This window comes from Streptomyces sp. HUAS MG91 (assembly GCF_040529335.1).
Taxonomy (GTDB): domain Bacteria; phylum Actinomycetota; class Actinomycetes; order Streptomycetales; family Streptomycetaceae; genus Streptomyces; species Streptomyces tabacisoli.
The window spans coordinates 3441887-3464999 of sequence record NZ_CP159534.1 but is presented as its reverse complement, the minus strand read 5'-3'; the positions used below and the strand labels follow the sequence as shown (position 1 = coordinate 3464999).

14 protein-coding genes are annotated in these 23113 nt (G+C 71.3%); 10 read left to right on the top strand and 4 right to left on the bottom strand.

The window, feature by feature from the left end; translation table 11 throughout:
• Window position 1 precedes the first annotated feature (1 nt).
• The 5 genes from mtrB (at window position 2) to ABII15_RS15635 (ending at window position 6868) form a co-directional block, all read left to right on the top strand.
• Window positions 2-2134 (top strand): MtrAB system histidine kinase MtrB, encoded by a 2133-nt coding sequence (mtrB, locus tag ABII15_RS15655; RefSeq protein WP_353942940.1) that lies wholly within the window; start codon window positions 2-4, stop codon window positions 2132-2134.
• A gap of 85 nt (window positions 2135-2219) precedes the next feature.
• On the top strand, window positions 2220-3992 hold the full coding sequence (locus tag ABII15_RS15650) for an LpqB family beta-propeller domain-containing protein (RefSeq protein WP_353947072.1): 1773 nt from the start codon (window positions 2220-2222) through the stop codon (window positions 3990-3992).
• Between the two features lie 110 nt (window positions 3993-4102).
• Window positions 4103-4858 carry a ComF family protein gene (locus ABII15_RS15645; RefSeq protein ID WP_353942939.1) on the top strand — a complete coding sequence of 252 codons (756 nt, stop codon included), beginning with the start codon at window positions 4103-4105 and terminating at the stop codon, window positions 4856-4858.
• Window positions 4859-5136: 278 nt separating this feature from the next.
• Window positions 5137-5889, top strand: coding sequence for a ribosome-associated translation inhibitor RaiA (gene raiA / locus ABII15_RS15640; protein ID WP_353942938.1), 753 nt, complete (start codon window positions 5137-5139; stop codon window positions 5887-5889).
• Window positions 5890-6115: 226 nt separating this feature from the next.
• Window positions 6116-6868, top strand: coding sequence for a response regulator transcription factor (locus ABII15_RS15635; protein ID WP_353942937.1), 753 nt, complete (start codon window positions 6116-6118; stop codon window positions 6866-6868).
• Between the two features lie 31 nt (window positions 6869-6899).
• On the opposite strand, the gene ABII15_RS15630 is transcribed toward ABII15_RS15635, so the two are convergent.
• Window positions 6900-8090: a crosslink repair DNA glycosylase YcaQ family protein gene (locus ABII15_RS15630; RefSeq protein ID WP_353942936.1), complete on the bottom strand. Its 1191-nt coding sequence runs from the start codon at window positions 8088-8090 to the stop codon at window positions 6900-6902.
• Between the two features lie 213 nt (window positions 8091-8303).
• Window positions 8304-8876: a GNAT family N-acetyltransferase gene (locus ABII15_RS15625; RefSeq protein ID WP_353942935.1), complete on the bottom strand. Its 573-nt coding sequence runs from the start codon at window positions 8874-8876 to the stop codon at window positions 8304-8306.
• A gap of 198 nt (window positions 8877-9074) precedes the next feature.
• Between ABII15_RS15625 and secA the strand changes: the two genes are divergently transcribed.
• Window positions 9075-11879: a preprotein translocase subunit SecA gene (gene secA, locus ABII15_RS15620; protein WP_353942934.1), complete on the top strand. Its 2805-nt coding sequence runs from the start codon at window positions 9075-9077 to the stop codon at window positions 11877-11879.
• Window positions 11880-11946: 67 nt separating this feature from the next.
• Here secA and ABII15_RS15615 read toward each other — a convergent pair whose 3' ends face one another.
• Complete coding sequence (locus ABII15_RS15615; RefSeq protein WP_353942933.1) at window positions 11947-12384, bottom strand: Rv3235 family protein; 438 nt, start codon at window positions 12382-12384, stop codon at window positions 11947-11949.
• A gap of 285 nt (window positions 12385-12669) precedes the next feature.
• On the opposite strand from ABII15_RS15615, the gene ABII15_RS15610 reads away from it, so the two are divergent.
• From ABII15_RS15610 to ABII15_RS15600, 3 genes are all read left to right on the top strand, one after another.
• On the top strand, window positions 12670-13185 hold the full coding sequence (locus ABII15_RS15610; protein ID WP_353942932.1) for a hypothetical protein: 516 nt from the start codon (window positions 12670-12672) through the stop codon (window positions 13183-13185).
• 34 nt (window positions 13186-13219) lie between these two features.
• On the top strand, window positions 13220-13912 hold the full coding sequence (locus ABII15_RS15605; protein ID WP_353942931.1) for an HAD family hydrolase: 693 nt from the start codon (window positions 13220-13222) through the stop codon (window positions 13910-13912).
• Between the two features lie 311 nt (window positions 13913-14223).
• Window positions 14224-16524 carry a LuxR C-terminal-related transcriptional regulator gene (locus tag ABII15_RS15600; RefSeq protein WP_353942930.1) on the top strand — a complete coding sequence of 767 codons (2301 nt, stop codon included), beginning with the start codon at window positions 14224-14226 and terminating at the stop codon, window positions 16522-16524.
• Window positions 16525-16865: 341 nt separating this feature from the next.
• On the opposite strand, the gene ABII15_RS15595 is transcribed toward ABII15_RS15600, so the two are convergent.
• On the bottom strand, window positions 16866-17432 hold the full coding sequence (locus ABII15_RS15595) for a DJ-1/PfpI family protein (protein WP_353942929.1): 567 nt from the start codon (window positions 17430-17432) through the stop codon (window positions 16866-16868).
• A 447-nt stretch (window positions 17433-17879) separates the two neighbouring features.
• On the opposite strand from ABII15_RS15595, the gene ABII15_RS15590 reads away from it, so the two are divergent.
• The gene (locus ABII15_RS15590; protein WP_353942928.1) at window positions 17880-22820 is read left to right on the top strand and encodes an NAD-glutamate dehydrogenase; all 4941 of its coding nucleotides are present in this window, start codon (window positions 17880-17882) and stop codon (window positions 22818-22820) included.
• The last annotated feature ends 293 nt before the right edge of the window (window positions 22821-23113 follow it).

The following is a 23113-nucleotide window of genomic DNA, read 5'->3' as shown; positions in this document are numbered from 1 at the left end:
CATGTCCCGGAACAGTGCCGCTTCGGCGCCCGGGAAGCCGGGATCCCGTTCGGAGCGGCCTGTGGGACAGCCGGCGGCCGGGCGGGTCCCCTGGGCGCGCCGGGTCTTCGACGGCGGTCTGCTGCTCCAGGGCGGCATGAAGGGCAGTCCGGTGCTCCGGCTGTTCACGCGCTGGGTGCGGCGGCCGCTGCTGCCCGCGATGCGGCTGTGGCGGCGCAACATCCAGCTGAAGGTCGTCGTCACCACCCTGGTGATGTCGCTGGGTGTGGTGCTGCTGCTCGGCATCGTCGTCATCGGTTCGGTGAGCAACGGCCTGCTGGACGCCAAGGTGAAGGCGTCGCAGAGCCAGGCCGAGGGCGGCTTCCGGGCCGCCAAGGACAAGGCGGACGCGGTCACCGCCGCGGCGCAGGACGGCGCGCCCGACGACAGCCGCACCAGCGTGGAGCCCAACAGCTGGAAGACCGATCTCGTCAGCCAGCTCTCCAGCGGCGGCAAGGGTGCCTTCGACGTCGTCACGCTCAGCTCCGGTGACGCCGACAGCGGCAGCGGACGGGCCCTGCGCGGCTCCGGCAACGTGGAGCCGGTGCGCAGCGTGCCCGAGGACCTGCGGGAGCGGGTCGAGCGGATGACCGGCGCCTCCCAGGAGTACACGCGGATCATCTACGAGGGCGGTCAGGCCTCGCAGCCGGGCCTGGTCATCGGCAAGCGCCTCAACGACCCGCAGGGCAACCCGTACCAGCTGTACTACCTCTTCCCGCTCACCCAGGAGGAGAAGTCCCTGGACCTGGTGAAGGGGACGCTGGCGACGGCCGGGCTGTTCGTGGTCGTGCTGCTCGGGGCCATCGCCTGGCTCGTCGTGCGACAGGTCGTGACGCCCGTGCGGATGGCGGCCGGGGTGGCCGAGCGGCTCTCCGCGGGCCGCCTCCAGGAACGTATGAAGGTCACCGGCGAGGACGACATCGCGCGCCTCGGCGAAGCCTTCAACAAGATGGCGCAGAACCTGCATCTGAAGATCCAGCAGCTGGAGGATCTGTCGCGGATGCAGCGGCGGTTCGTGTCGGACGTCAGCCATGAGCTGCGGACTCCGCTGACGACCGTACGGATGGCCGCGGACGTCATCCACGAGGCGCGGGTCGACTTCGATCCGGTGACCGCGCGGTCGGCGGAGCTGCTCGCCGATCAGCTGGACCGGTTCGAGTCGCTGCTCGCGGACCTGCTGGAGATCAGCCGTTTCGACGCGGGGGCCGCCGCGCTGGAGGCCGAGCCGGTCGACCTGCGGGAGGTCGTGCGGCGGGTCGTCAGCGGCGCCGAGCCGCTCGCCGAGCGCAAGGGCACGCAGGTGCGGATCCTCGGTGACGATCAGCCGGTGGTCGCCGAGGCGGACGCCCGGCGCGTGGAGCGCGTCCTGCGCAATCTCGTGGTGAACGCCGTGGAGCACGGCGAGGGCAGGGACGTCGTCGTGCGGCTCGCCGCCGCCGGTGGCGCCGTCGCCGTCGCGGTGCGCGACTACGGGGTCGGGCTGAAGCCGGGCGAGGCGACCCGGGTGTTCAGCCGTTTCTGGCGGGCCGATCCGGCGCGCGCGCGGACGACGGGCGGCACCGGTCTCGGCCTGTCGATCGCCCTGGAGGACGCGCGGCTGCACGGCGGCTGGTTGCAGGCGTGGGGTGAGCCGGGTGGCGGTTCGCAGTTCCGGCTGACGTTGCCGCGGACGGCGGACGAGCCGTTGCGCGGGTCGCCGATACCGCTGGAGCCGGAGGACTCGCGACGAAACCGCGGCCTGGGCGACGGCGGCGCGCAGGACAGGAAGCTGGCGACCGTGCCCGCCCAGACGCCGCCCGTACCGGCGAAGGCGCCGCTGGCGCCGCGGATGCGGCAGGCCGCGGTGCCGGCCGATCCCACGGCGCTGCCGGGCAGTGGCGCGCGCGTGGTCGCGCGCGGTGCGGGGACGGGCGGCGGGGCGTTGAGCGTGCCGCGACAGCCCGGCGAGGCCGGTGCGGCTGGTGAGGTGGGCCCGGTGGAGGCCGTCGGGCCCGAGCCGGAGTCCGGTGCGCCGTGGCGGGGAGGGTCTGCCGTCGGCGGCCGCCGTGGCGGACAGGCGGAGGGTGACGAGGGGAGCGAGGGCGGTCGTGGATGAGCAGCGGGCGTCGCGTCGGCGGCGCGGGGTGCGGGGCGGTGCGCTGGCCGGATGCGGCGTCATCGTCCTCGCCGGATGCGCGTCGATGCCGGACAGCGGCGGACTCGAGTCGGTGGAGGCGTCGCAGCGCCCGGACTCGCAGGTCCGCGTCTTCGCGCTGCCGCCGCGGGACAACGCGGCGGCCACGAGCATCGTCGAAGGCTTCCTCGAGGCGCTGACCAGCGACGACCCTTCGTACGCGGTGGCCCGCAAGTATCTGACGCCCGACGCGGCGAAGAACTGGCATCCCGAGCGGCAGACCGTCGTGCTCAAGGACGGCCCCAGCAGGCACGCGACGGACCGGGCGAACTCCGCCCAGGACGGGCGCGGCTTCGAGCTGACCGGGACTCAGGTCGCACGCCTCGACGACCAGCAGGCGTACCAGCCGGACAGCAGCGGCTACAAGGAACCGCTGCATCTGAGCCTGGTCGCGACCGCCAAGGGCAAGCCGAAGCAGTGGCGGATCGACACCCCGCCGCGCGGCGTCGTCCTGGGCAAGACCGACTTCCAGCGGATCTATCAGTCCGTCAACAAGTACTACTACGCGGTGGATCCCGCGGCGAAGTCCGGTGACGGGGACGGGCAGAAGCGGCTCGTCGCCGACCCCGTCTTCGTACGGAAGTGGGTGGACCCCCTGACGGAGACCGTCAAGGAGGTGCTCGCCGGGCCCACCCGCTGGCTGAACCGCGTGGTGACGACGTCGTTCCCGCTGAAGGCGGCGCTGCGCGACGGGACGAAGTCGCTGGCTCCCGACGACGCGAACAAGCTGAAGGTGCCGTTGAACAAGAGCGCCGACACGATCGGTTCGGCGCAGTGCAAGAAGATGGCGGCCCAGCTCCTGTACTCACTGCGGGACCTGTCGTCGTCGAGCGTGGACGAGGTCGAACTGGAGCGGGCCGACGGCCGGCTGATGTGCACCCTCGCGAAGGGCGCGGCCGACGCGCTGGTGGCGCCGCGGTACTCCACGGGGCTCCAGTACCAGTACTTCCTGGACGACAAGGGCCGTGTGGTGCGGATGCCGGGCACCAGCGGCTCGCACCAGAAGCCCGAGCAGGTGGCGGGTCCGATGGGCGAGGGCGAGCGGCGGATGCGGTCCGTCGCGATCTCGCGCGACCAGGAGCGTGCGGCGGCGGTGTCCGGCGACGGGCGGTCGCTGTTCGTGGCGTCCATGGTCACCAACGCCTCGCTCGGGGACGCGCTCGCGCACAGTGGCGCCAAGGCGGAGAAGGACGGTTTCACGACGCCCAGTTGGGACGCGCAGGGTGATCTGTGGGTGGCCGACCGCGATCCGAAGAACCGGCGCCTGCTCGTGTTCGGGGACGGCATGGCCGACCGGATGCAGGAGGTCCGGGTCGACGAGCTCGGTGAGAATGCCCGGATCGAGGCGGTGAAGATGTCCGCCGACGGCGCGCGCGTCGCCCTCCTGGTCGAGGAGGACGGCAGGACGCGGCTGCAGATCGGCCGTGTCGAGCGGGACCACGACATGACGGACGGCGACATGGAGATCTCGGTGGTCGACCTGCGCCCGGCCGCACCGGACATGGAGGAGGTCACCGCCGTGTCCTGGGCGGGCGGCAGCCGGCTCGTGGTCGTCGGCCGGGAGCCGGGCGGGCTCCAGCAGATCCGGTACGTGCAGTGCGACGGCTCGACCCCGACCGGGCAGGCGCTGCCGGGGCTGACGCGGGTGAGCGAGATCGCGGCGTCCGACACGGATCTGCCGCTGCTGGCGCACTCCGACGACGGGATCGTGCGGTTGCCCTCCGGGGCCGCGTGGCAGTCCGTGCTGAAGGTCGGGACGGCGCCGGTCTATCCGGGGTAGGGCTGCTTCCGCCTGCGGGGACGCGGTCGCCGGGCAGGGGTGCCGAGTTGTCCACAGGGCGTTGTCCACAGGGGTGGTCGCGGGGCGCGCCGGTTGGCACAGTGGTGGGTATGCGGGGGTGGTGGCAGGACCTCTCCGACCTGGTGCTGCCGGCCCAGTGCGCAGGCTGCGGCAGGTCGCGTACACCGCTGTGCGTGAGGTGCGCACGGGCGGTCCGCGGTGCTGGGCCGGGGCGGGTGACGCCGACGCCGAGACCGCCGGGGCTGCCCGTCGTGCACGCGGCGGTGCCCTACGAGGGGTCTGTGCGGGCCGTGCTGCTCGCGCACAAGGAGCGTGGCGCGCTGGGGCTGGCCCGGCCGCTGGGCGAGGCGCTCGCCGGGGCGGTGCGGGCCGGACTGCCGGTGGGCGGGACGGGGGCCGTGGCGCTGGTGCCGGTGCCCTCCGCGCCCCGGGCGGTGCGGGCGCGCGGGCACGACCCGACGCGGCGCCTGGCGTACGCGGCGGCGGCCGGGCTGCGCCGGGAGGGCGTCGCGGTGCGGGTCCTGGCCGTGCTGCGCCAGCGGCGGGCCGTGGCCGACCAGTCGGGGCTCGACGCCCGGCAGCGCCGGGCCAATGTGTCGGGCGCGCTGGACGTGGTGGGCGGTGCGGGCGGGCTGTTCACCGAAGTTGGCCGGATCGTGCTGGTCGACGACCTGATGACGACCGGCGCGTCTTTGGCGGAGGCAGCGCGCGCAATACACGCGGTGACGCGTTCCGCAACAGCAGCGGGAGAACGCGCGGCGGGTCCCGGAATGGCAGGACCGATCACGGTGGGGGCCGCCGTGGTCTCCGCATCTCCGGATTCCTTCGAAATAAACCGGAACTGACCGAGGATCTGCATCGTTCCAGGTAGAGAGAGGGTTCATCCACCGGAATGGAGGTACGCGTCAGTAGAGGGTGACGACATCCGTCCGGGCGAGATATGTTCAGTTGTGAGGAACTCGGCAGGAAAGACAGAAGCCGTACCTCGCATATCGGATTGCCGTGCGAGCGATTGCGCAGAGATTTCGACAATCACCCGTCACGGTGGGGTGGAGATCTCGCCCGCGGGGGAGGAGGAGGTGGAAGTCACCGAGTCCGAGGCTCCGGAAGTGGCCGGAGTCGTGTGCAAGAGGGAGATGCTCCGCCGAGCGAGCGGAGTTATCCGGGAACGGAGTTCTGCGTGGACATCGTCGTCAAGGGCCGCAAGACCGAGGTACCGGAGCGGTTCCGCAAGCACGTGGCCGACAAGCTGAACCTGGAGAAGATCCAGAAGCTCGACGGCAAGGTGATCAGCCTCGACGTGGAGGTGTCCAAGGAGCCCAACCCCCGACAGGCCGACCGCTGCGACCGCGTGGAGATCACGCTGCGCACGCGGGGTCCGGTGATCCGGGCCGAGGCCTCGGCGAACGATCCGTACGCGGCGCTCGACCTCGCCACGGAAAAGCTCGACGCGCGGCTGCGCAAGCAGCACGACAAGCGGTCGTCGCGGCGCGGCACGAAGCGCATCTCGGCGGCGGAGGTCGCCGAGCACGTCCCGGACGCCGCCACGCTCAACGGGGACGGCACGATCGCCAAGGACGACACCGAGCCCGACGCCGTGCCGACGACCAGGATCGGATCGCTCGAGGTCCAGGGCGAGGGCCCGCTCGTCGTCCGTGAGAAGACCCACGTCGCCGCACCCATGACGCTCGACCAGGCGCTCTACGAGATGGAGCTGGTCGGGCACGACTTCTATCTGTTCGTCGACTCCGACACCAAGGAACCCAGCGTGGTCTACCGGCGTCACGCCTACGACTACGGCGTCATCCACCTCAGCAGCGACCCCATGGTCGCCGACGTGCACAGCGCCGACGCGGGAGACGCCATCGGCGGCTGAGTCCGCCCGGTCCGTGGGCAGGCTGTCCGAAAACCCACTCATCCGGTGCCCCTGGAGTGTGCGTGCGCCCCCAGGGGCACCATCGTGCGACCCCCTGGTGCGCCGCTCCGTCGACGCGCGGACCCCGAGGCATGAAATCATGGCCGTGCCGGGTCAACCGGTGGGCCGGTGCCTCGGGTTGGCCCGGCACAGGAAGACGGGGCCACGGCCTTCAGGGGGAGGAACGATGGCGGACAGCTTCGGACCGATGCGGGGCGAGGACGCCGGCGCGGCCGATGGCGGCGCCGGTACGGGCCCGGACGAGGGCTCACCACGCAAGGAGCCGATCCGGGTCCTTGTGGTGGACGATCACGCGCTGTTCCGGCGTGGTCTGGAGATCGTCCTCGCGGCCGAGGAGGACATTCAGGTCGTCGGCGAGGCGGGCGACGGCGCCGAGGCGGTGGACAAGGCGGCCGACCTGCTGCCGGACATCGTCCTGATGGACGTCCGGATGCCCAAGCGCGGCGGCATCGAGGCGTGCACCTCCATCAAGGAAGTGGCACCCAGCGCCAAAATCATCATGCTCACGATCAGCGACGAGGAAGCGGATCTCTACGACGCGATCAAGGCGGGCGCCACGGGGTATCTGCTGAAGGAGATCTCGACCGACGAGGTGGCCACGGCCATTCGCGCCGTCGCCGACGGGCAGTCGCAGATCAGCCCCTCCATGGCGTCGAAGCTGCTCACCGAATTCAAGTCGATGATCCAGCGCACCGACGAGCGCCGGCTGGTGCCCGCGCCCCGGCTCACCGACCGCGAGCTGGAAGTGCTCAAGCTGGTCGCCACCGGGATGAACAACCGGGATATCGCCAAGGAGTTGTTCATCTCGGAGAACACCGTGAAGAACCATGTGCGCAACATCCTGGAGAAGCTGCAGCTGCACTCCAGGATGGAGGCCGTGGTGTACGCGATGCGGGAGAAGATCCTCGAGATCCGCTAGGACTCGTCCGGGTCGCCGGTTGCCTGTCGCCTCAGTCGAGCGCTCTGACGAGGTCCCGCTTCAGGGCCGCGTCCGCCATGCGCTCCACGCGGACGCTGTCGCAGCCCACCCAGCTCGCCGCCTCGCGCAGGGCCTGCGCCACTCCCTGGACCGCCTTCGGGCCGTCCAGGGAGACCTGCCGGGCGACCAGCGTGGTGCCCTCGCGCGCCGGGTCGACCCGGCCCACCAGCTGTCCGCCCGCCAGGACCGGCATCGCGAAGTAGCCGTGGACGCGCTTGGGCTTGGGGACGTACGCCTCCAGGCGGTGCGTGAAGCCGAAGATCCGCTCCGCGCGCGCCCGCTCCCATACCAGCGAGTCGAACGGGGACAGCAGCGTCGTACGGTGCCGGCCGCGGGGCGTCGACTCCAGCGCCGCCGGGTCGGCCCAGGCCGGCTTGCCGCCCCAGCCCTCGACCGTCACCGGGACCAGGTTGGTCTCCGCGATCACCGCGTCGAACTGCTCGCTCTTCAGCCGGTGGTAGTCGGCGATGTCCGAGCGGGTGCCGACGCCGAGCGCCTGGCCGGCCTGGACGACCAGGCGGCGCACGCACTCCTTGTCGTCCAGGTCGTCGTGGAGCAGGTCCGCCGGGATCGCGCGCTCCGCCAGGTCGTAGACCCGCTTCCAGGCGCGGCGCTCGACGCAGACCACCTCGCCGTACATCAGCGCGCGCTCGACGGCGACCTTCGAGTCCGACCAGTCCCACCACTCGCCCTTGTTCTTCGCGCCGCCCAGCTCCGTGGCGGTCAGCGGGCCCTCGGCGCGCAGCTGCTTGATCACCTGGTCGTAGGCGCCGTCGGGGAGGTGGTGGTTCCAGTGCGGGCGGTTGCGGTAGGCGCGGCGGCGGAAGGCGAAGTGGGGCCATTCCTCGATGGGGAGGATGCAGGCCGCGTGGGACCAGTACTCGAAGGCGTGGGTCTGGGTCCAGTAGGCCTGCTCGACCTTCTTGCGGCCGACCGCGCCGAGGCGCGCGTACGGGATCAGCTCGTGGGAGCGGGCCAGGACCGAGATCGTGTCGAGCTGGACCGCGCCGAGGCTGCGCAGGACTCCGCGGACGCCTGCGGCGCGGTTCGGGGCGCCGAGGAAGCCCTGGGCGCGGAGGGCGATGCGGCGGGCCTCCTGGGCGGAGAGGGCGACGGGGTGCTGGGTGGTGGGGGTGGGGTGCTGCGGCGCGGTCGTCGGCATGAGCGGAACGATAGGGGGCGGCGCTGACAAACGGGGCCCCGACCGTGGGTGCCGCTCCGGGCCGTGGGCGGGGCCCGCCGGGGCGCCTGCCCGGCGCTGGGGTGCCGCCTTGCCCACCCTGCCGCCCTTGGCGGCAGATTGCCCAAGGCTGGGCGGGGTGGGGCGGCGGCAGATTGCCCAAGGCGGGGGCGGGGCCGTACGGGGGCGGGGTGGTCAGGGGGTGGAGGGGAGGTAGGGCAGGGGGCTCGGGAGGGGCAGGTCCGAGGGGAGGAGGGAGCCCACCCAGCAGTCGCGGAGGACTCCCTTGTTCGGCAGGCCCGCGCGCAGCACGCCCTCCATGGTGAAACCGGCCTTCTCGGCGACGGTGCGCGAGCCCTTGTTGCCCACCTCGGCCCGCCATTCCAGGCGGGTGCAGGCGAGCTCGGTGAACGCCCAGCGGGCGACTTCGAGGACCGCCTCCGTCATGTAGCCGCGGCCGCGGAACTCCTTGGCCGTCCAGAAACCCACTTCCCAGGCACCCGCGCGCGGGTGGTGCAGCCCGACGGCGGCGGCGATCGGGCCGTGCTCCTCGGTCCGGACCGCGAAGGTGTACTCGGCGTCGCTGCGCCAGCCGTCCGCGACCACCCGCTCGATGAAATATTCGGCGTCCGCGCGCGCGTAGGGCGAAGGAATCGTGGTCCAGCGCTGGATGTCGGGGTCCTGGCAGGCGGCCAGCACCTCGTCGGCGTCGGCGGGGACGAAGGTGCGCAGTCGCAGACGGGCGGTGGTCAGCGTCACGGGTTCCATCACCCGATTCTGCTCGGGGCGAGGAGGACGCACCATCACTTTTCGTGGGGTATACCGGCACCTTCCGAGGCGCCTGTGCGTTGGACCTGATGGCAGACCTCCCGGCGCGGTGGGGTCCTCGCATACGATGGCCGTTGCTCAGGCTGTCGCCCGAGTAACCGACCGTGCCAGGCCCGACCGGCAAGGAGACCAACCCTCGTGTCCGTCCTCCAGAAGATCATGCGTGCAGGCGAAGGCAAGATCCTGCGCAAGCTGCACCGCATCGCGGACCAGGTCAACTCCATCGAAGAGGACTTCGAGAGCCTCTCCGACGCCGAGCTGCGCGCGCTCACGGACGAGTACAAGCAGCGCGTCGAGGACGGCGAGACCCTCGACGACCTGCTGCCCGAGGCGTTCGCGACCGTCCGTGAGGCCGCCCGGCGAGTCCTGGGCCAGCGCCACTACGACGTGCAGTTGATGGGCGGCGCCGCCCTCCACCTCGGATACGTGGCCGAGATGAAGACCGGTGAGGGCAAGACCCTCGTCGGCACGCTGCCGACGTATCTGAACGCGCTGTCCGGCAAGGGCGTCCACCTGATCACGGTGAACGACTACCTGGCCGAGCGCGACTCCGAGATGATGGGCCGCGTCCACAAGTTCCTGGGCCTCACCGTGGGCTGCATCCTGGCGAACATGACGCCGGCCCAGCGCCGCGAGCAGTACAACTGCGACATCACGTACGGCACGAACAACGAGTTCGGCTTCGACTACCTCCGCGACAACATGGCGTGGTCCCAGGACGAGCTCGTCCAGCGCGGCCACAACTTCGCGGTGGTCGACGAGGTCGACTCCATCCTCGTCGACGAGGCCCGTACGCCGCTGATCATCTCCGGTCCCGCGGACCAGGCCACCAAGTGGTACGGCGACTTCGCCAAGCTGGTGACCCGCCTCACCAAGGGCGAGGCCGGCAACACCATGAAGGGCATCGAGGAGACCGGCGACTACGAGGTCGACGAGAAGAAGCGCACCGTCGCCATCCACGAGCCGGGCGTCGCCAAGGTCGAGGACTGGCTGGGCATCGACAATCTGTACGAGTCGGTGAACACCCCGCTCGTGGGTTACCTGAACAACGCCATCAAGGCCAAGGAACTCTTCAAGAAGGACAAGGACTACGTCGTCATCGACGGCGAAGTCATGATCGTCGACGAGCACACCGGCCGTATCCTCGCCGGCCGCCGTTACAACGAGGGCATGCACCAGGCGATCGAGGCGAAGGAAGGGGTGGACATCAAGGACGAGAACCAGACCCTTGCGACCATCACCCTCCAGAACTTCTTCCGCCTCTACGACAAGCTCTCCGGCATGACCGGTACGGCGATGACCGAGGCCGCCGAGTTCCACCAGATCTACAAGCTGGGCGTCGTCCCGATCCCGACGAACAAGCCGATGGTCCGCAAGGACCAGGCCGACCTGATCTACCGCACCGAGGTCGCCAAGTTCGACGCCGTCGTCGACGACATCGCGGAGAAGCACGAGAAGGGCCAGCCGATCCTCGTCGGTACGACGTCGGTCGAGAAGTCCGAGTACCTCTCGCAGCAGCTCTCCAAGCGCGGCATCCAGCACGAGGTGCTCAACGCCAAGCAGCACGACCGTGAGGCGACCATCGTCGCGCAGGCCGGCCGCAAGGGCGCCGTCACCGTCGCGACGAACATGGCGGGCCGCGGTACGGACATCAAGCTCGGCGGCAACCCCGACGACCTCGCCGAGGCCGAGCTGCGCCAGACGGGCCTGGACCCGGTCGAGCACGTCGAGGAGTGGGCCGCGGCGCTGCCCGAGGCCCTGGAGAAGGCCGAGCAGGCCGTCAAGGCCGAGTTCGAGGAGGTCAAGGACCTCGGCGGGCTCTATGTGCTGGGCACCGAGCGCCACGAGTCGCGGCGTATCGACAACCAGCTGCGCGGTCGTTCCGGCCGTCAGGGCGACCCGGGCGAGTCCCGCTTCTACCTGTCGCTCGGTGACGACCTCATGCGCCTGTTCAAGGCGCAGATGGTCGAGCGCGTGATGTCGATGGCGAACGTGCCGGACGACGTCCCGATCGAGAACAAGATGGTCACGCGGGCCATCGCCTCCGCCCAGTCGCAGGTCGAGCAGCAGAACTTCGAGACGCGCAAGAACGTCCTGAAGTACGACGAGGTGCTGAACCGCCAGCGCGAGGTCATCTACGGCGAGCGCCGCCGCGTCCTGGAGGGCGAGGACCTGCACGAGCAGGTGCAGCACTTCATGGACGACACCATCGACGCGTACATCGAGGCCGAGACCGCCGAGGGCTTCGCCGAGGACTGGGACCTCGACCGGCTGTGGGGCGCCTTCAAGCAGCTCTACCCGATCAAGGTGACGGTGGAGGAGCTGGAGGACGAGGCCGGGGACCGTGCCGGGCTCACCGCCGAGTTCATCGCCGACGCCGTCAAGGACGACATCCACGCGCAGTACGAGGAGCGCGAGGAGCAGCTCGGCTCCGAGATCATGCGTGAGCTGGAGCGCCGCGTGGTGCTCAGCGTGCTGGACCGCAAGTGGCGCGAGCACCTCTACGAGATGGACTACCTCCAGGAGGGCATCGGCCTGCGCGCCATGGCGCAGAAGGACCCGCTGGTCGAGTACCAGCGCGAGGGCTTCGACATGTTCACCGCCATGATGGAGGGCATCAAGGAGGAGTCCGTCGGCTACCTGTTCAACCTGGAGGTCCAGGTCGAGCAGCAGGTCGAGGAGGTCCCGGTGGAGGACGCCGCGCCCACCACGTCGCTGGACAAGGAGGACGCGGTCCCGGCGCAGGTCCGTCCGGAGATCCGGGCCAAGGGGCTCGACGCTCCGCAGCGGCCCGACCGGCTGCACTTCCAGGCGCCGAACGCCGAGGGCGGGGTCGACGAGGGCGACTTCGTCACCGAGGGCGGGCCCACCCGGTCCGCCGCCGACGGCCTGACCCGGGCCGAGCGGCGCAAGCAGCAGAAGGGGCGTCGTCGCAAGAAGTGACGTCGTCCTCCTGAAGGGCCGGGCACCTCTGGGTGTCCGGCCCTTCCGCGTGGGGCCACGGGTCCCCTCACGGGGCTTCCGTCTCCCGTGGGGTCCGGCCGTCCAGGTCCACCGCCGTGCAGCGCCAGCGGAGGTCCTCGGCGCGGGCCAGCCGGAAGGCCAGGGCGTGCAGGCGCGGGCCCACCGAGATGCGGGCGAAGACCTCGTAGACGCCGGAGTCGGGTTCGTAGTGGCCGATGTCGTGGACCCGCGGGTGCGGGCCCGTGCGGGCCAGCGGGCGGTGGGCCAGGAGCCAGAGCAGGTCCTCGAAGGCGTGGCCCCGGGTGTGCCGGGCGAACCAGACGGCGGGCCGGTGGCCGGTCAGGACCAGCAGGAGCAGGTCCGTGAAGTGTTCGGCGGGGTGCGGCGGCGCCTGCGGCCCGACCCGGGGCGGGCGTCGGGTGTCCCTGCGCGCCGGGGGACGGCTGGTCCGACGGGGGCCTCGCCTGGAAAGCACCTTCTGCACGTCGCCTCCGCATTGATACCGGTCGGTAACTCTTCGTGATCACCTTCTACGAGGTCGGGGAGCGGCCCCGCAAGAGAGGCCGGCGGGCGGAGGGGGGCGGCAGGGGATTCACTTATCCGGGTGACGGCGGGGTGCGGGGGCCCGCTGCGGCACGGGTGGGGCCGGGTGACGCGGTGGAGCGGGGTGACGGCGGGGTACGCGGTGGGCGGCAGCCCGAAGGGGGACTCCCGCACGTATCCTGAAGGCCTCCGGGACGATCACCGACGACTACGAAAGCGGACCGTCATGCGCGTGTACGTACCTCTCTCCCTGCCGCGACTCGCTCAGGCGTACCAGGCGGGCGAGCTGGGGCCCGCGCCGCTCACCGCCTTCGCCGTCACGCCCGCGCTGCGCGAGTGGTACCTGTCGGACGACATCGAGGAGCTGGAGTACGCCGCCCTCAACCGGGCCGGGCTCGCCTCCCTGCGGATGCTCGCCGGGGAGCCGGACGCGGCGCGGCGCCGGGTCGTCGTGGCCGTCGACGTCCCGGACCGGGCCGCCGTCGCCGACCCGGACCGGGGGCTCGACCCCGCGTCGCTCGGTGAGGTGTCCGTGCGCGAGGCCGTACCGCTGGCCAAGGCCGCCGCCGTGCACGTGGACGCCGACGACGCGGAGGCCGATGTCGCGGCCGCCGCCGACGCGCTGGGCGCGGCCGATCACGGCGACGACGACGCCCAGTTCGTCGTGGACGGCGCCGAGGACCACGAGCTGCTGTGGTTCGCCACGCAGGAGATCCCGAACCTGGTCGGTCAGGGCGACTGAATCGGGGCCGGTCCGTGCGGGGTACGTTTCCCGTATGGGGAAGCACATAGGCGGGGGCTCGTTCGGTCCGCCCGCGAGACACATCGTCTGGGACTGGAACGGGACGCTGCTCCACGACATCGACGCCGTCATCCACGCCACCAACGCCGCGTTCGCCGAGCTGGGGCTCGCGCCGATCACGCTGGAGAAGTACCGGGCGCTGTACTGCGTACCGGTCCCGAAGTTCTACGAGCGGCTGATGGGGCGGCTGCCCACCGACGCCGAGTGGCTCGTCATGGACGAGGTCTTCCACCGGCACTACGCGCGCCACTCCGTGGACTGCCGGCTCGCCGACGGTGTGGAGCCGCTGCTCGCCGGGTGGCAGGACGCCGGGCGCAGCCAGTCCATTCTCAGCATGTACGGGCATGAGGAACTGGTGCCGCTGGTACGGCAGTTCGGGATCTCCGAGCGGTTCGTACGGGTGGACGGGCGGGTGGGGCCCTCCGGGGGGAGCAAGGCCGAGCACATGGTGCGGCATCTGGGGGCGCTGGAGGAGGCGTCCGGGGTCGCGCCGGAGCAGGTCGTCGTGATCGGGGACGCGGCCGATGACGCCGTGGCCGCGCTGGCTGCCGGGGCGCGGGCCGTGTTGTACACCGGGGGGTCGCACGGGCGGGCCAGTCTTGAGGGGGTCGGGGCGCCGGTGGTGGATTCGTTGGCGGAGGCTGTGCGGGTCGCTTCCGCGTTTTAGTGGGGGCGGGTTCGTTGCCGGGGGCGGGGCCGTGGGGGGTTCTTGCGCAGTTCCCCGCGCCCCTGGCGGGGGTGCGTCTGCCCTGTGGGGTTTGTTGCCGGGTGCGGGGCGGTGGTCGCTTCTCGCGCAGTTCCCCGCGCCCCTTAAGGGGTGCGTTGTCGGGTGCGCGCCGGTGGTCGCTTCTCGCGCAGTTCCCCGCGCCCCTGGGATGCGCACTGCGTGCGGCATCATCGTCGCTTCTCGCTCACGGTCCGCTTGTGGCTGCGTACGCTTGGTGGTGGCGGCGACGGGACACAGTGGGGGAGTGGGCCATGGGGTTCGGGTTCGGGCAGCGGCGTGGTGGGCAGCTTCCGGTCGAGGTGACCCCGTTCGTCGGGAGGGCGGCCGAACTCGCCCAGGTGCGGGCCGCGTTCGCCGGCGCCAGACTCGTGACGCTCGTAGGGCCCGGAGGTGTGGGCAAGAGCCGGACGGCGTTGCGGAGCGCGGCGGAGCTGGTGGGTGGGTTTCCCGACGGGGTGGCGCTCGTCGAGCTGAGCGCGCTGCGCGATCCCGAGCTGATCCCGGTGACGCTCGCCGCGGTGCTCGAACTGCCCGAGCAGGCGGGGATGGAGCCGCTGGACGCGGTCGTCGCCCATCTGCAGGGGCGGCGCATGCTCATCGTGCTCGACACCTGTGAGCATCTGGTCGACGCCTGCGCCATGCTCGCCGACGTCCTGCTGCGCGAGGCGGCCGGGGTGCAGGTGCTGGCCACCAGCAGGCAGCCGCTCGACGTGCCCGGCGAGCACTGCGTGCCCATCGCGCCGCTGGAGCCCGACGACGCCCTGGAGCTGTTCGTGCAGCGGGCCGCCGCGGTGGTCCCCGGATTCGCCGCGCACGACGGCAACCGGGAGCAACTTGCCGCTCTGGCGAAGAGGCTGGACGGGATCCCGCTCGCCCTGGAGCTGGCCGCGGTGCGGCTGCGGGCGGTCTCCCTGGAGCAGCTGGTGGAGCGGCTCGGGCAGCGGTTCGAGGTGCTGACCGGAGGGCGGCGGACCGCGCTGACCCGGCACCAGACGCTGCGGACGGCCATCGGCTGGTCCCACGAGCTGTGCACCCCGCGCGAGCGGCTGCTGTGGGCGCGGCTCTCGGTCTTCGCCGGGTCCTTCGAGCTGCGGGCCGCCGAATACGTGTGCGCGGGCGAGGAGCTGTCCGGCGGCGAGGTGCTGGAATGCCTCATCGGGCTCGTCGACAAGTCCGTCGTACAGCGGCTCGGGGTGGACGGCAGCCGCTACCGGCTGCTCGACACCATCCGCGAGTACGGCGCCGAATGGCTGGTGGAGTCCGGCCGGGCGGGCACCGTGCGGGCCCGGCACTTCGCGTACTACCGGGACCTCGGGCAGCGCTACTGGGACGAGTTCCTGACCCCGGCGCAGCCCGTCCTGCACCGGGCGCTGCGCACCGAGAGCGCCGATGTGCGGTGCGCCCTCGAATACGCGTACGCCTCCGCCGAGCTGGCCCCGCGAGGGCTGTGGCTGGCCTCGCTGCTCGGGCCGTACTGGCGGGCGCTCGGCGCGCTCTCCGAGGGGCGGTACTGGATCGAGAAGGGGCTCGCGCTCGTCGGCGAGGTGGGGGAGGAGCAGGCCTGGGGGCGGTTCATGATCGCCCTGTTCTCGGTGTGGACCGGGGACCTGCCGACCGCGCTCGAACTGTTCCACCGTGCGCTCCAGGTCGCCCGGGACGCCGGCAACGACCGCGTGGAGCTGTTCTGCGAGGCGTACCTCGGCGGTCTCGGCGCGCTGTGCGGCGAGCCCGACGGGCTGACCGAGCTGGAGGGCGCCCGGCAGCGGATCCTGGCCCGCGGCGACGGGCTCGGCACGGCCGTCATCCACTACGAGGGCGCGCTGGTGCTCGGCGTGCTCGGCGACCCGGAGGCCGCGCTGGAGTGGTGCCGTACCGGGCTCGCGTACCTGGAGGGCACCGGGGAGCGGCAGATGTACGCGTCGACGCTCACCGTGCAGGGGCTGATCCTGTGGCTCTCCGGGGAGCGCGCGGAGGCCGTCGGGCTGCTGGGGCGGGCCCTGGAGGCCGCCGCGGAGATCGACGAGATCCTGGTCGCCGCCATGTGCTGTCTGATGCTCGCCTGGTCCGCGTCGGCCGAGGAGCGGCATGTGCGGGCGACCTGGCTGCTCGGCTACGCGGAGAACGCGCGGCGGTTGGGCGGCGGCGACCCGGTCGGCATGCTGCCCTCGCTCTTCGACGAGCAGGAGAAGGTGCGGGCCGCGCTGCGGCGGGCGCTGGGCGACAGGGACTACGAGCGGTGGCACGCGGTCGGGGCGCGGCTCTCCGGGACGCAGGTGCTGGCGGCCGTGCGCGAGGGGGCCGACGTGCCGGGCGACCGGGTGCCCGCGGCGCGGGGGGCCGGGGTGGACGCGCTGACCCGGCGGGAGCGGGAGGTGGCCGCGCTGGTGGCGCGGGGGTTGTCCAACCGGGAGATCGCGGAGCAGCTGGTGATCTCGAAGCGGACGGCCGACGCGCATGTGGAGCATATTTTGGCGAAGTTGGGGGTGGGGTCGCGGACGGAGGTCGCCGCGATCGCCTCCGGCGGGGAGCGGGTGGAGAGTCCGGGGGGTTGATTTCGGGGGTGCGTTGTCGGGTGCCGGTCCGTCGTGGCTGGTCGCGCAGTTCCCCGCGCCCCTTGCGGGGCTCTTCCTAGGTATACGGAGACGGCACCGGCCGCTCACATGCGTATACCGGTCTCCGGCGATACCGATGTCCGCCGGGGCCCGGCAGCGGTTAGCTGGGGGTGTGCCGTGGGTTTCCCGGGAGGAAGCGGTGCGGTGGAGCGTCGGGCAGTTCGGGTCAACTCCTCACGGCTGTCGTGGCAACGGCCCTCCGTCGTGGCGCCCGGAGCGCGGCACACCTCGGTGGCTGCCCTCGTCGGCGGGGCAGCCACCGCACAGGAGCCGGGCCGGGATCAGACCGCCGGGGCCTTGGCCCGCAGCACCTTCAGGAACTCCCGCATCCAGCCCGCGTGGTCCGGCCAGGCGCGGGACGAGACCAGGGTGCCGTCGACGACCACCTCGGTGTCCTGGAACGTGGCGCCGGCCGCCTGCATGTCCGTCTCGAGGGCCGGGTACGCCGTGACGCGCCGGCCGCGCAGGCCGTCCACCGCCGCCGTCAGGAGCGGGCCGTGGCAGATCTGGGCGACCGGCTTGTCGGTGTCGAAGAACGCCTTGACGATCTTGCGCAGCTCGGCGTCGCCGCGCAGGTACTCGGGCGCGCGGCCGCCCGGGATCACCAGGGCGGCGTACTGGCCGGGGTCGACTTCGGCGAAGGCCAGATCGGCCGGCCAGGTGTAGCCCGGCTTCTCCGTGTAGGTGTCGAAGCCCGGCTCGAAGTCGTGGACCACGAAGCGGAGCTTCTTGCGGGTGGGGGCCGCGATGTCGACCTCGTAACCCTCCTCCAGCAGTCGCTGGTAGGGGTATAGGACCTCCAGCGACTCCGCCGCGTCGCCGGTCACGATCAGAATCTTGAGTGCCATCCGTCACACGCTCCCGAATCGGTCGAGGGCGGCGCGGGCCGAATCCGCCGCCGTGCCCAAGGTGCCGCCGCCCGGGAGCGCTGACAAGAGGCGCCGTTCTGTGCAGAGTGTCAAAGTTCGGCCACCGGATTTGTACACATGCGGCTCATGACGTGCCCCCGGTCGGGAGCGATAGCCTTGGTCCCGTGATCAGCGCGATATCTCGCGGGGGCATCGTCGCCCCCTGCCCGCGCCGGGAGAAGACGGACCGCCACAGCGGCCGCCCCCGGCGCTCGGACGCTGATCATTTCCGGCGGATGGCCAGTTCGTTGAAAATGGCGCATTACCGTCCGCTCTTCTCCCAATCCGGCATAACGTCGAAGCAGACCGGACACCCCGCGTCGCGGCGTTACGTCGAGCCATACATGTCTACGTCACGCAACGGCGCGCGACAGGAGCCAGAGGACAATGCAGACCAAGCTGGACGAAGCCAAGGCCGAGCTGCTCGAACGGGCCGCCCGGGTTGCTGAGAACAGCCCGGTAGGGGGGCACCTACCGACGGGCGAGGGCACGCACACCGTCGAGAACATCGACACCGTGCTCACGTTCCTCCAGCGCTACTACCTGCACACCGCGCCCGAGGACCTGGCCGACCGCGACCCGGTCGACGCCTTCGGGGCCGCCTACTCGCACTACCGGCTCGCCGAGAACCGACCGCAGGGCACCGCGAACGTGCGGGTGCACACCCCCACGGTCGAGGAGAACGGCTGGACGTGCAGCCACTCCGTCGTCGAGGTCGTCACCGACGACATGCCGTTCCTCGTGGACTCCGTGACCAACGAGCTGTCGCGGCAGGGCCGGGGCATCCACGTCGTCATCCACCCGCAGGTCGTCGTGCGGCGCGACGTCGCCGGCAAGCTGCTCGAAGTGCTGCCGGCCGGGACCACCGCCGAGGGCCACGACGTGCTCACCGAGTCGTGGATCCACGTCGAGATGGACCGCGAGACCGACCGCGCCGACCTCAAGCAGATCACCACCGATCTGCTCCGCGTCCTGTCCGACGTGCGCGAGTGCGTCGAGGACTGGGAGAAGATGCGCGACGCCGCGCTGCGCATCGCCGACGAACTGCCGGGCGAGCCCATCGCGGGCGACCTGCGCGACCAGGAGGTCGAGGAGGCCCGGGAGCTGCTGCGCTGGCTCTCCGCCGACCACTTCACCTTCCTGGGCTTCCGCGAGTACACCCTCACCGACGACGACTCCCTCGCCGCCGTCCCGGGCACCGGCCTCGGCATCCTGCGCGCCGACCCGCAGCACGACGCCGACGACCACCACCCGGTGTCGCCGTCGTTCCACCGGCTGCCCGACGACGCCCGCGCCAAGGCCCGCGAGCACCGCCTCCTGGTGCTGACCAAGGCCAACAGCCGCGCCACCGTGCACCGGCCGTCCTACCTCGACTACGTCGGCGTGAAGAAGTTCGACGAGAAGGGGAACGTGGTCGGCGAGCGCCGCTTCCTCGGCCTGTTCTCCTCCGCCGCGTACACCGAGTCGGTCCGCCGCGTCCCCGTCATCCGCCGCAAGGTCGCCGAGGTCCTCAAGGGCGCGGGCTTCTCGCCCAACAGCCACGACGGCCGCGACCTGATGCAGATCATGGAGACGTACCCGCGCGACGAGCTGTTCCAGACGCCCGCCGACGAGCTGCGCGACATCGTCACCTCGGTGCTCTACCTCCAGGAGCGCCGCCGGCTGCGGCTCTACCTGCGCAAGGACGAGTACGGGCGCTACTACTCCGCGCTCGTCTACCTGCCGCGCGACCGGTACACCACCGGCGTCCGGCTGCGCATCATCGACATCCTCAAGGAGGAGCTCGGCGGCGAGACCGTCGACTTCACCGCCTGGAACACCGAGTCGATCCTCTCCCGGCTGCACTTCGTCGTCCGCGTCGCGCCCGGCACCGAGCTGCCCGCGCTCACCGACGCCGACTCCGACCGCATCGAGGCCCGCCTGGTCGAGGCCGCCCGCTCCTGGGCCGACGGCTTCGCCGAGGCGCTGAACGCCGAGTGCGGCGAGGAGCGCGCCGCCGAACTGCTGCGCCGCTACGGCCAGGCCTTCCCCGAGGGCTACAAGGCCGACCACACGCCGCGCGCCGCCGTCGCCGACCTGGTCCACCTGGAGCAGCTCAGCCACGGCGACCGCGGGGGCAAGGACTTCGCGCTCTCGCTGTACGAGCCCGTGGGCGCCGCCCCCGGCGAGCGCCGCTTCAAGATCTACCGGACCGGTTCGCCCGTCTCGCTCTCCGCCGTCCTGCCGGTGCTCCAGCGCCTGGGCGTCGAGGTGACCGACGAGCGCCCGTACGAGCTGCGCTGCGCCGACCGCGCGACCGCCTGGATCTACGACTTCGGCCTGCGGATGCCGACCCCGGGCAACGGCAGCGGCGGGGAGCTGGGCGCCGACGGCCGCGAGCGGTTCCAGGAGGCGTTCGCCGCGACCTGGACCGGGCGCGCCGAGAACGACGGCTTCAACGCCCTGGTCCTGGGCGCCGGGCTGAACTGGCGGCAGGCGATGGTGCTGCGCGCGTACGCCAAGTACCTGCGCCAGGCCGGTTCCACCTTCAGCCAGGACTACATGGAGGACACCCTCCGCACCAATGTGCACACCACGCGCCTGCTGGTGTCGCTGTTCGAGGCGCGGATGTCGCCCGAGCGGCAGCGCGCCGGGACCGAGCTGATCGACGGGCTCCTCGAAGAGCTCGACGGCGCGCTCGACCAGGTGGCCTCGCTCGACGAGGACCGGATCCTGCGGTCCTTCCTCACCGTCATCAAGGCGACCCTGCGCACCAACTTCTTCCAGAGGGCGACGGACGGCGAGCCGCACGCGTACGTCTCCATGAAGCTGGACCCGAAGGCCATCCCCGACCTGCCCGAGCCGCGCCCCGCCTACGAGATCTGGGTGTACTCGCCGCGCGTCGAGGGCGTCCACCTGCGCTTCGGCAAGGTGGCCCGTGGAGGTCTGCGCTGGTCCGACCGGCGCGAGGACTTCCGCACCGAGATCCTCGGCCTGGTCAAGGCGCAGATGGTGAAGAACACCGTCATCGTGCCGGTCGGCGCGAAGGGCGGCTTCGTCGCCAAGCAGCTGCCCGACCCGAGCGTGGACCGGGACGCGTGGATGGCCGAGGGCGTTGCCAGCTACAAGACGTTCATCTCGGCGCTGCTCGACATCACCGACAACCTGGTCGCCGGCGAGGTCGTGCCGCCGTCCGACGTCGTGCGGCACGACGAGGACGACACCTACCTCGTCGTCGCGGCCGACAAGGGCACCGCGTCCTTCTCCGACATCGCCAACGGCGTCGCGGAGTCGTACAACTTCTGGCTCGGGGACGCCTTCGCGTCGGGCGGCTCGGCCGGTTACGACCACAAGGGCATGGGCATCACCGCCCGCGGTGCCTGGGAGTCCGTCAAGCGGCACTTCCGCGAGCTGGGCGTCGACACCCAGTCCGAGGACTTCACGGTCGTCGGCGTCGGCGACATGAGCGGTGACGTGTTCGGTAACGGCATGCTGCTCTCCGAGCACATCCGCCTGGTCGCCGCCTTCGACCACCGGCACATCTTCATCGACCCGAAGCCGGTCGCGGAGACCTCGTACGCCGAGCGCCGCCGCATGTTCGAGCTGCCGCGCTCCTCGTGGGCCGACTACGACAAGGAGCTGATCTCGGCGGGCGGCGGCGTCTTCCCGCGCTCCGCCAAGTCGATCCAGCTCAACGCCCACATCCGCGAGGCGCTCGGCATCGAGTCCGGCCAGGCCAAGATGACCCCGGCCGAGCTGATGAAGGCGATCCTCCAGGCGCCGGTCGACCTGCTGTGGAACGGCGGCATCGGTACGTACGTGAAGGCGTCCCCGGAGTCGAACGCGGACGTCGGCGACAAGGCCAACGACGCGATCCGCGTCGACGGCCAGGACGTGCGCGCCAAGGTCATCGGCGAGGGCGGCAACCTCGGCGCGACCCAGCTGGGCCGCATCGAGTTCGCCCGCACCGGCGGCAAGGTCAACACCGACGCCATCGACAACAGCGCGGGTGTGAACACCTCGGACGTCGAGGTCAACATCAAGATCCTGCTCAACGGCCTGGTCTCCGAAGGGGACATGACCGTCAAGCAGCGCAACAAGCTGCTCGCCGCGATGACCGACGAGGTCGGCCATCTGGTGCTGCGCAACAACTACGCGCAGAACACCGCGCTCGCCAACGCCGAGGCGCAGTCGTCGTCCCTGCTCCACGCCCACCAGCGCTTCATGCGCCGGCTCGGCAAGCAGGGCCACCTCGACCGCGGCCTGGAGTTCCTGCCGAACGACCGGCAGATCAAGGAGCTCCTGAACAACGGGCGCGGGCTCAGCCAGCCGGAGCTGGCCGTCCTCCTCGCCTACACGAAGATCACGGCCGCCGACGAGCTGATCCAGACGTCGCTGCCCGACGACGCGTACCTGCGCCGGCTGCTGCACGCGTACTTCCCGCAGGAGCTGCGCGACAAGTACGCCGAGGCGATCGACGGGCACGCGCTGCGCCGCGAGATCATCACGACGGTGCTGGTCAACGACACGGTGAACACCGGTGGTTCGACCTTCCTGCACCGGCTGCGCGAGGAGACCGGCGCCTCCCTGGAGGAGATCGTGCGGGCGCAGCTCGCCGCGCGCGAGATCTTCGGCCTGAGCGAGGTCTGGGACGCGGTCGAGGCGCTCGACAACGTCGTGGCCGCCGATGTCCAGACCCGGATCCGGCTGCACTCGCGGCGGCTCGTCGAGCGCGGCACCCGCTGGCTGCTCAACAACCGGCCGCAGCCGCTCCAGCTCGCCGAGACCATCGACTTCTTCCGGGACGGTGTCGCCGAGGTCTGGGCCGAGCTGCCCAAGATGCTGCGCGGCGCGGACGCCGAGTGGTACGAGTCGATCTTCGACGAGCTGACCGGCGCCGGAGTGCCGGACGAGCTGGCGCGGCGGGTCGCCGGGTTCTCCTCGGCGTTCCCGACGCTGGACATCGTCCAGATCGCGGACCGGATGGGCAAGGAGGCGCTGGACGTCGCCGAGGTGTACTACGACCTCGCCGACCGGCTCGGCATCACCCAGCTCATGGACCGGATCATCGAGCTCCCGCGGGCCGACCGCTGGCAGTCGATGGCCCGCGCCTCGATCCGCGAGGACCTGTACGCGGCGCACGCGGCCCTGACCGCCGACGTGCTCGCGGTGGGCAACGGCGGCTCCACGCCGGAGCAGCGGTTCAAGGCGTGGGAGGAGAAGAACGCGGCGATCCTGGGCCGGGCGCGCACGACCCTGGAGGAGATCCAGGGCTCGGACGCCTTCGACCTGGCGAACCTGTCGGTCGCGATGCGCACCATGCGCACGCTGCTGCGCACGCACTCGTGACGCACCGGGCCTAGGGCCTGTCTCTCAGATCCCTCCTGCCCCGCGACGCCTGGCACGCTTCCCCAAGCTCTCGAACTTCGCTCGAGCAGGGGAGACCCCATTCGCCGCACCGGGCACAAGGCCGAGTACGTCCAGTACGAGGCCTCGCGCCCGGCACGCCGAGACCACGCACCAGACGCCGCGGGGCCCGCCCTCCGGGCGGACGGAGGGATCTGAGAGACAGGCCCTGGCCCGTACGTACACCGGGGGCGCCCCGGGCCACAGCGGCCCGGGGCGCCCCTTCGCCGTACCCG

Excerpts from the sequence above, each read along its gene's own strand:
- ABII15_RS15650 (WP_353947072.1), top strand. The coding sequence starts at position 2,220 with ATGCCGGACAGCGGCGGACTCGAGTCGGTGGAGGCGTCGCAGCGCCCG.
- ABII15_RS15630 (WP_353942936.1), bottom strand. The coding sequence starts at position 8,090 with ATGCCGACGACCGCGCCGCAGCACCCCACCCCCACCACCCAGCACCCC.
- ABII15_RS15635 (WP_353942937.1), top strand. The coding sequence starts at position 6,116 with ATGGCGGACAGCTTCGGACCGATGCGGGGCGAGGACGCCGGCGCGGCC.
- ABII15_RS15590 (WP_353942928.1), top strand. The coding sequence starts at position 17,880 with ATGCAGACCAAGCTGGACGAAGCCAAGGCCGAGCTGCTCGAACGGGCC.
- mtrB (WP_353942940.1), top strand. The coding sequence starts at position 2 with ATGTCCCGGAACAGTGCCGCTTCGGCGCCCGGGAAGCCGGGATCCCGT.
- ABII15_RS15600 (WP_353942930.1), top strand. The coding sequence starts at position 14,224 with ATGGGGTTCGGGTTCGGGCAGCGGCGTGGTGGGCAGCTTCCGGTCGAG.
- ABII15_RS15610 (WP_353942932.1), top strand. The coding sequence starts at position 12,670 with ATGCGCGTGTACGTACCTCTCTCCCTGCCGCGACTCGCTCAGGCGTAC.
- ABII15_RS15645 (WP_353942939.1), top strand. The coding sequence starts at position 4,103 with ATGCGGGGGTGGTGGCAGGACCTCTCCGACCTGGTGCTGCCGGCCCAG.
- ABII15_RS15595 (WP_353942929.1), bottom strand. The coding sequence starts at position 17,432 with ATGGCACTCAAGATTCTGATCGTGACCGGCGACGCGGCGGAGTCGCTG.
- ABII15_RS15625 (WP_353942935.1), bottom strand. The coding sequence starts at position 8,876 with ATGGAACCCGTGACGCTGACCACCGCCCGTCTGCGACTGCGCACCTTC.
- ABII15_RS15605 (WP_353942931.1), top strand. The coding sequence starts at position 13,220 with ATGGGGAAGCACATAGGCGGGGGCTCGTTCGGTCCGCCCGCGAGACAC.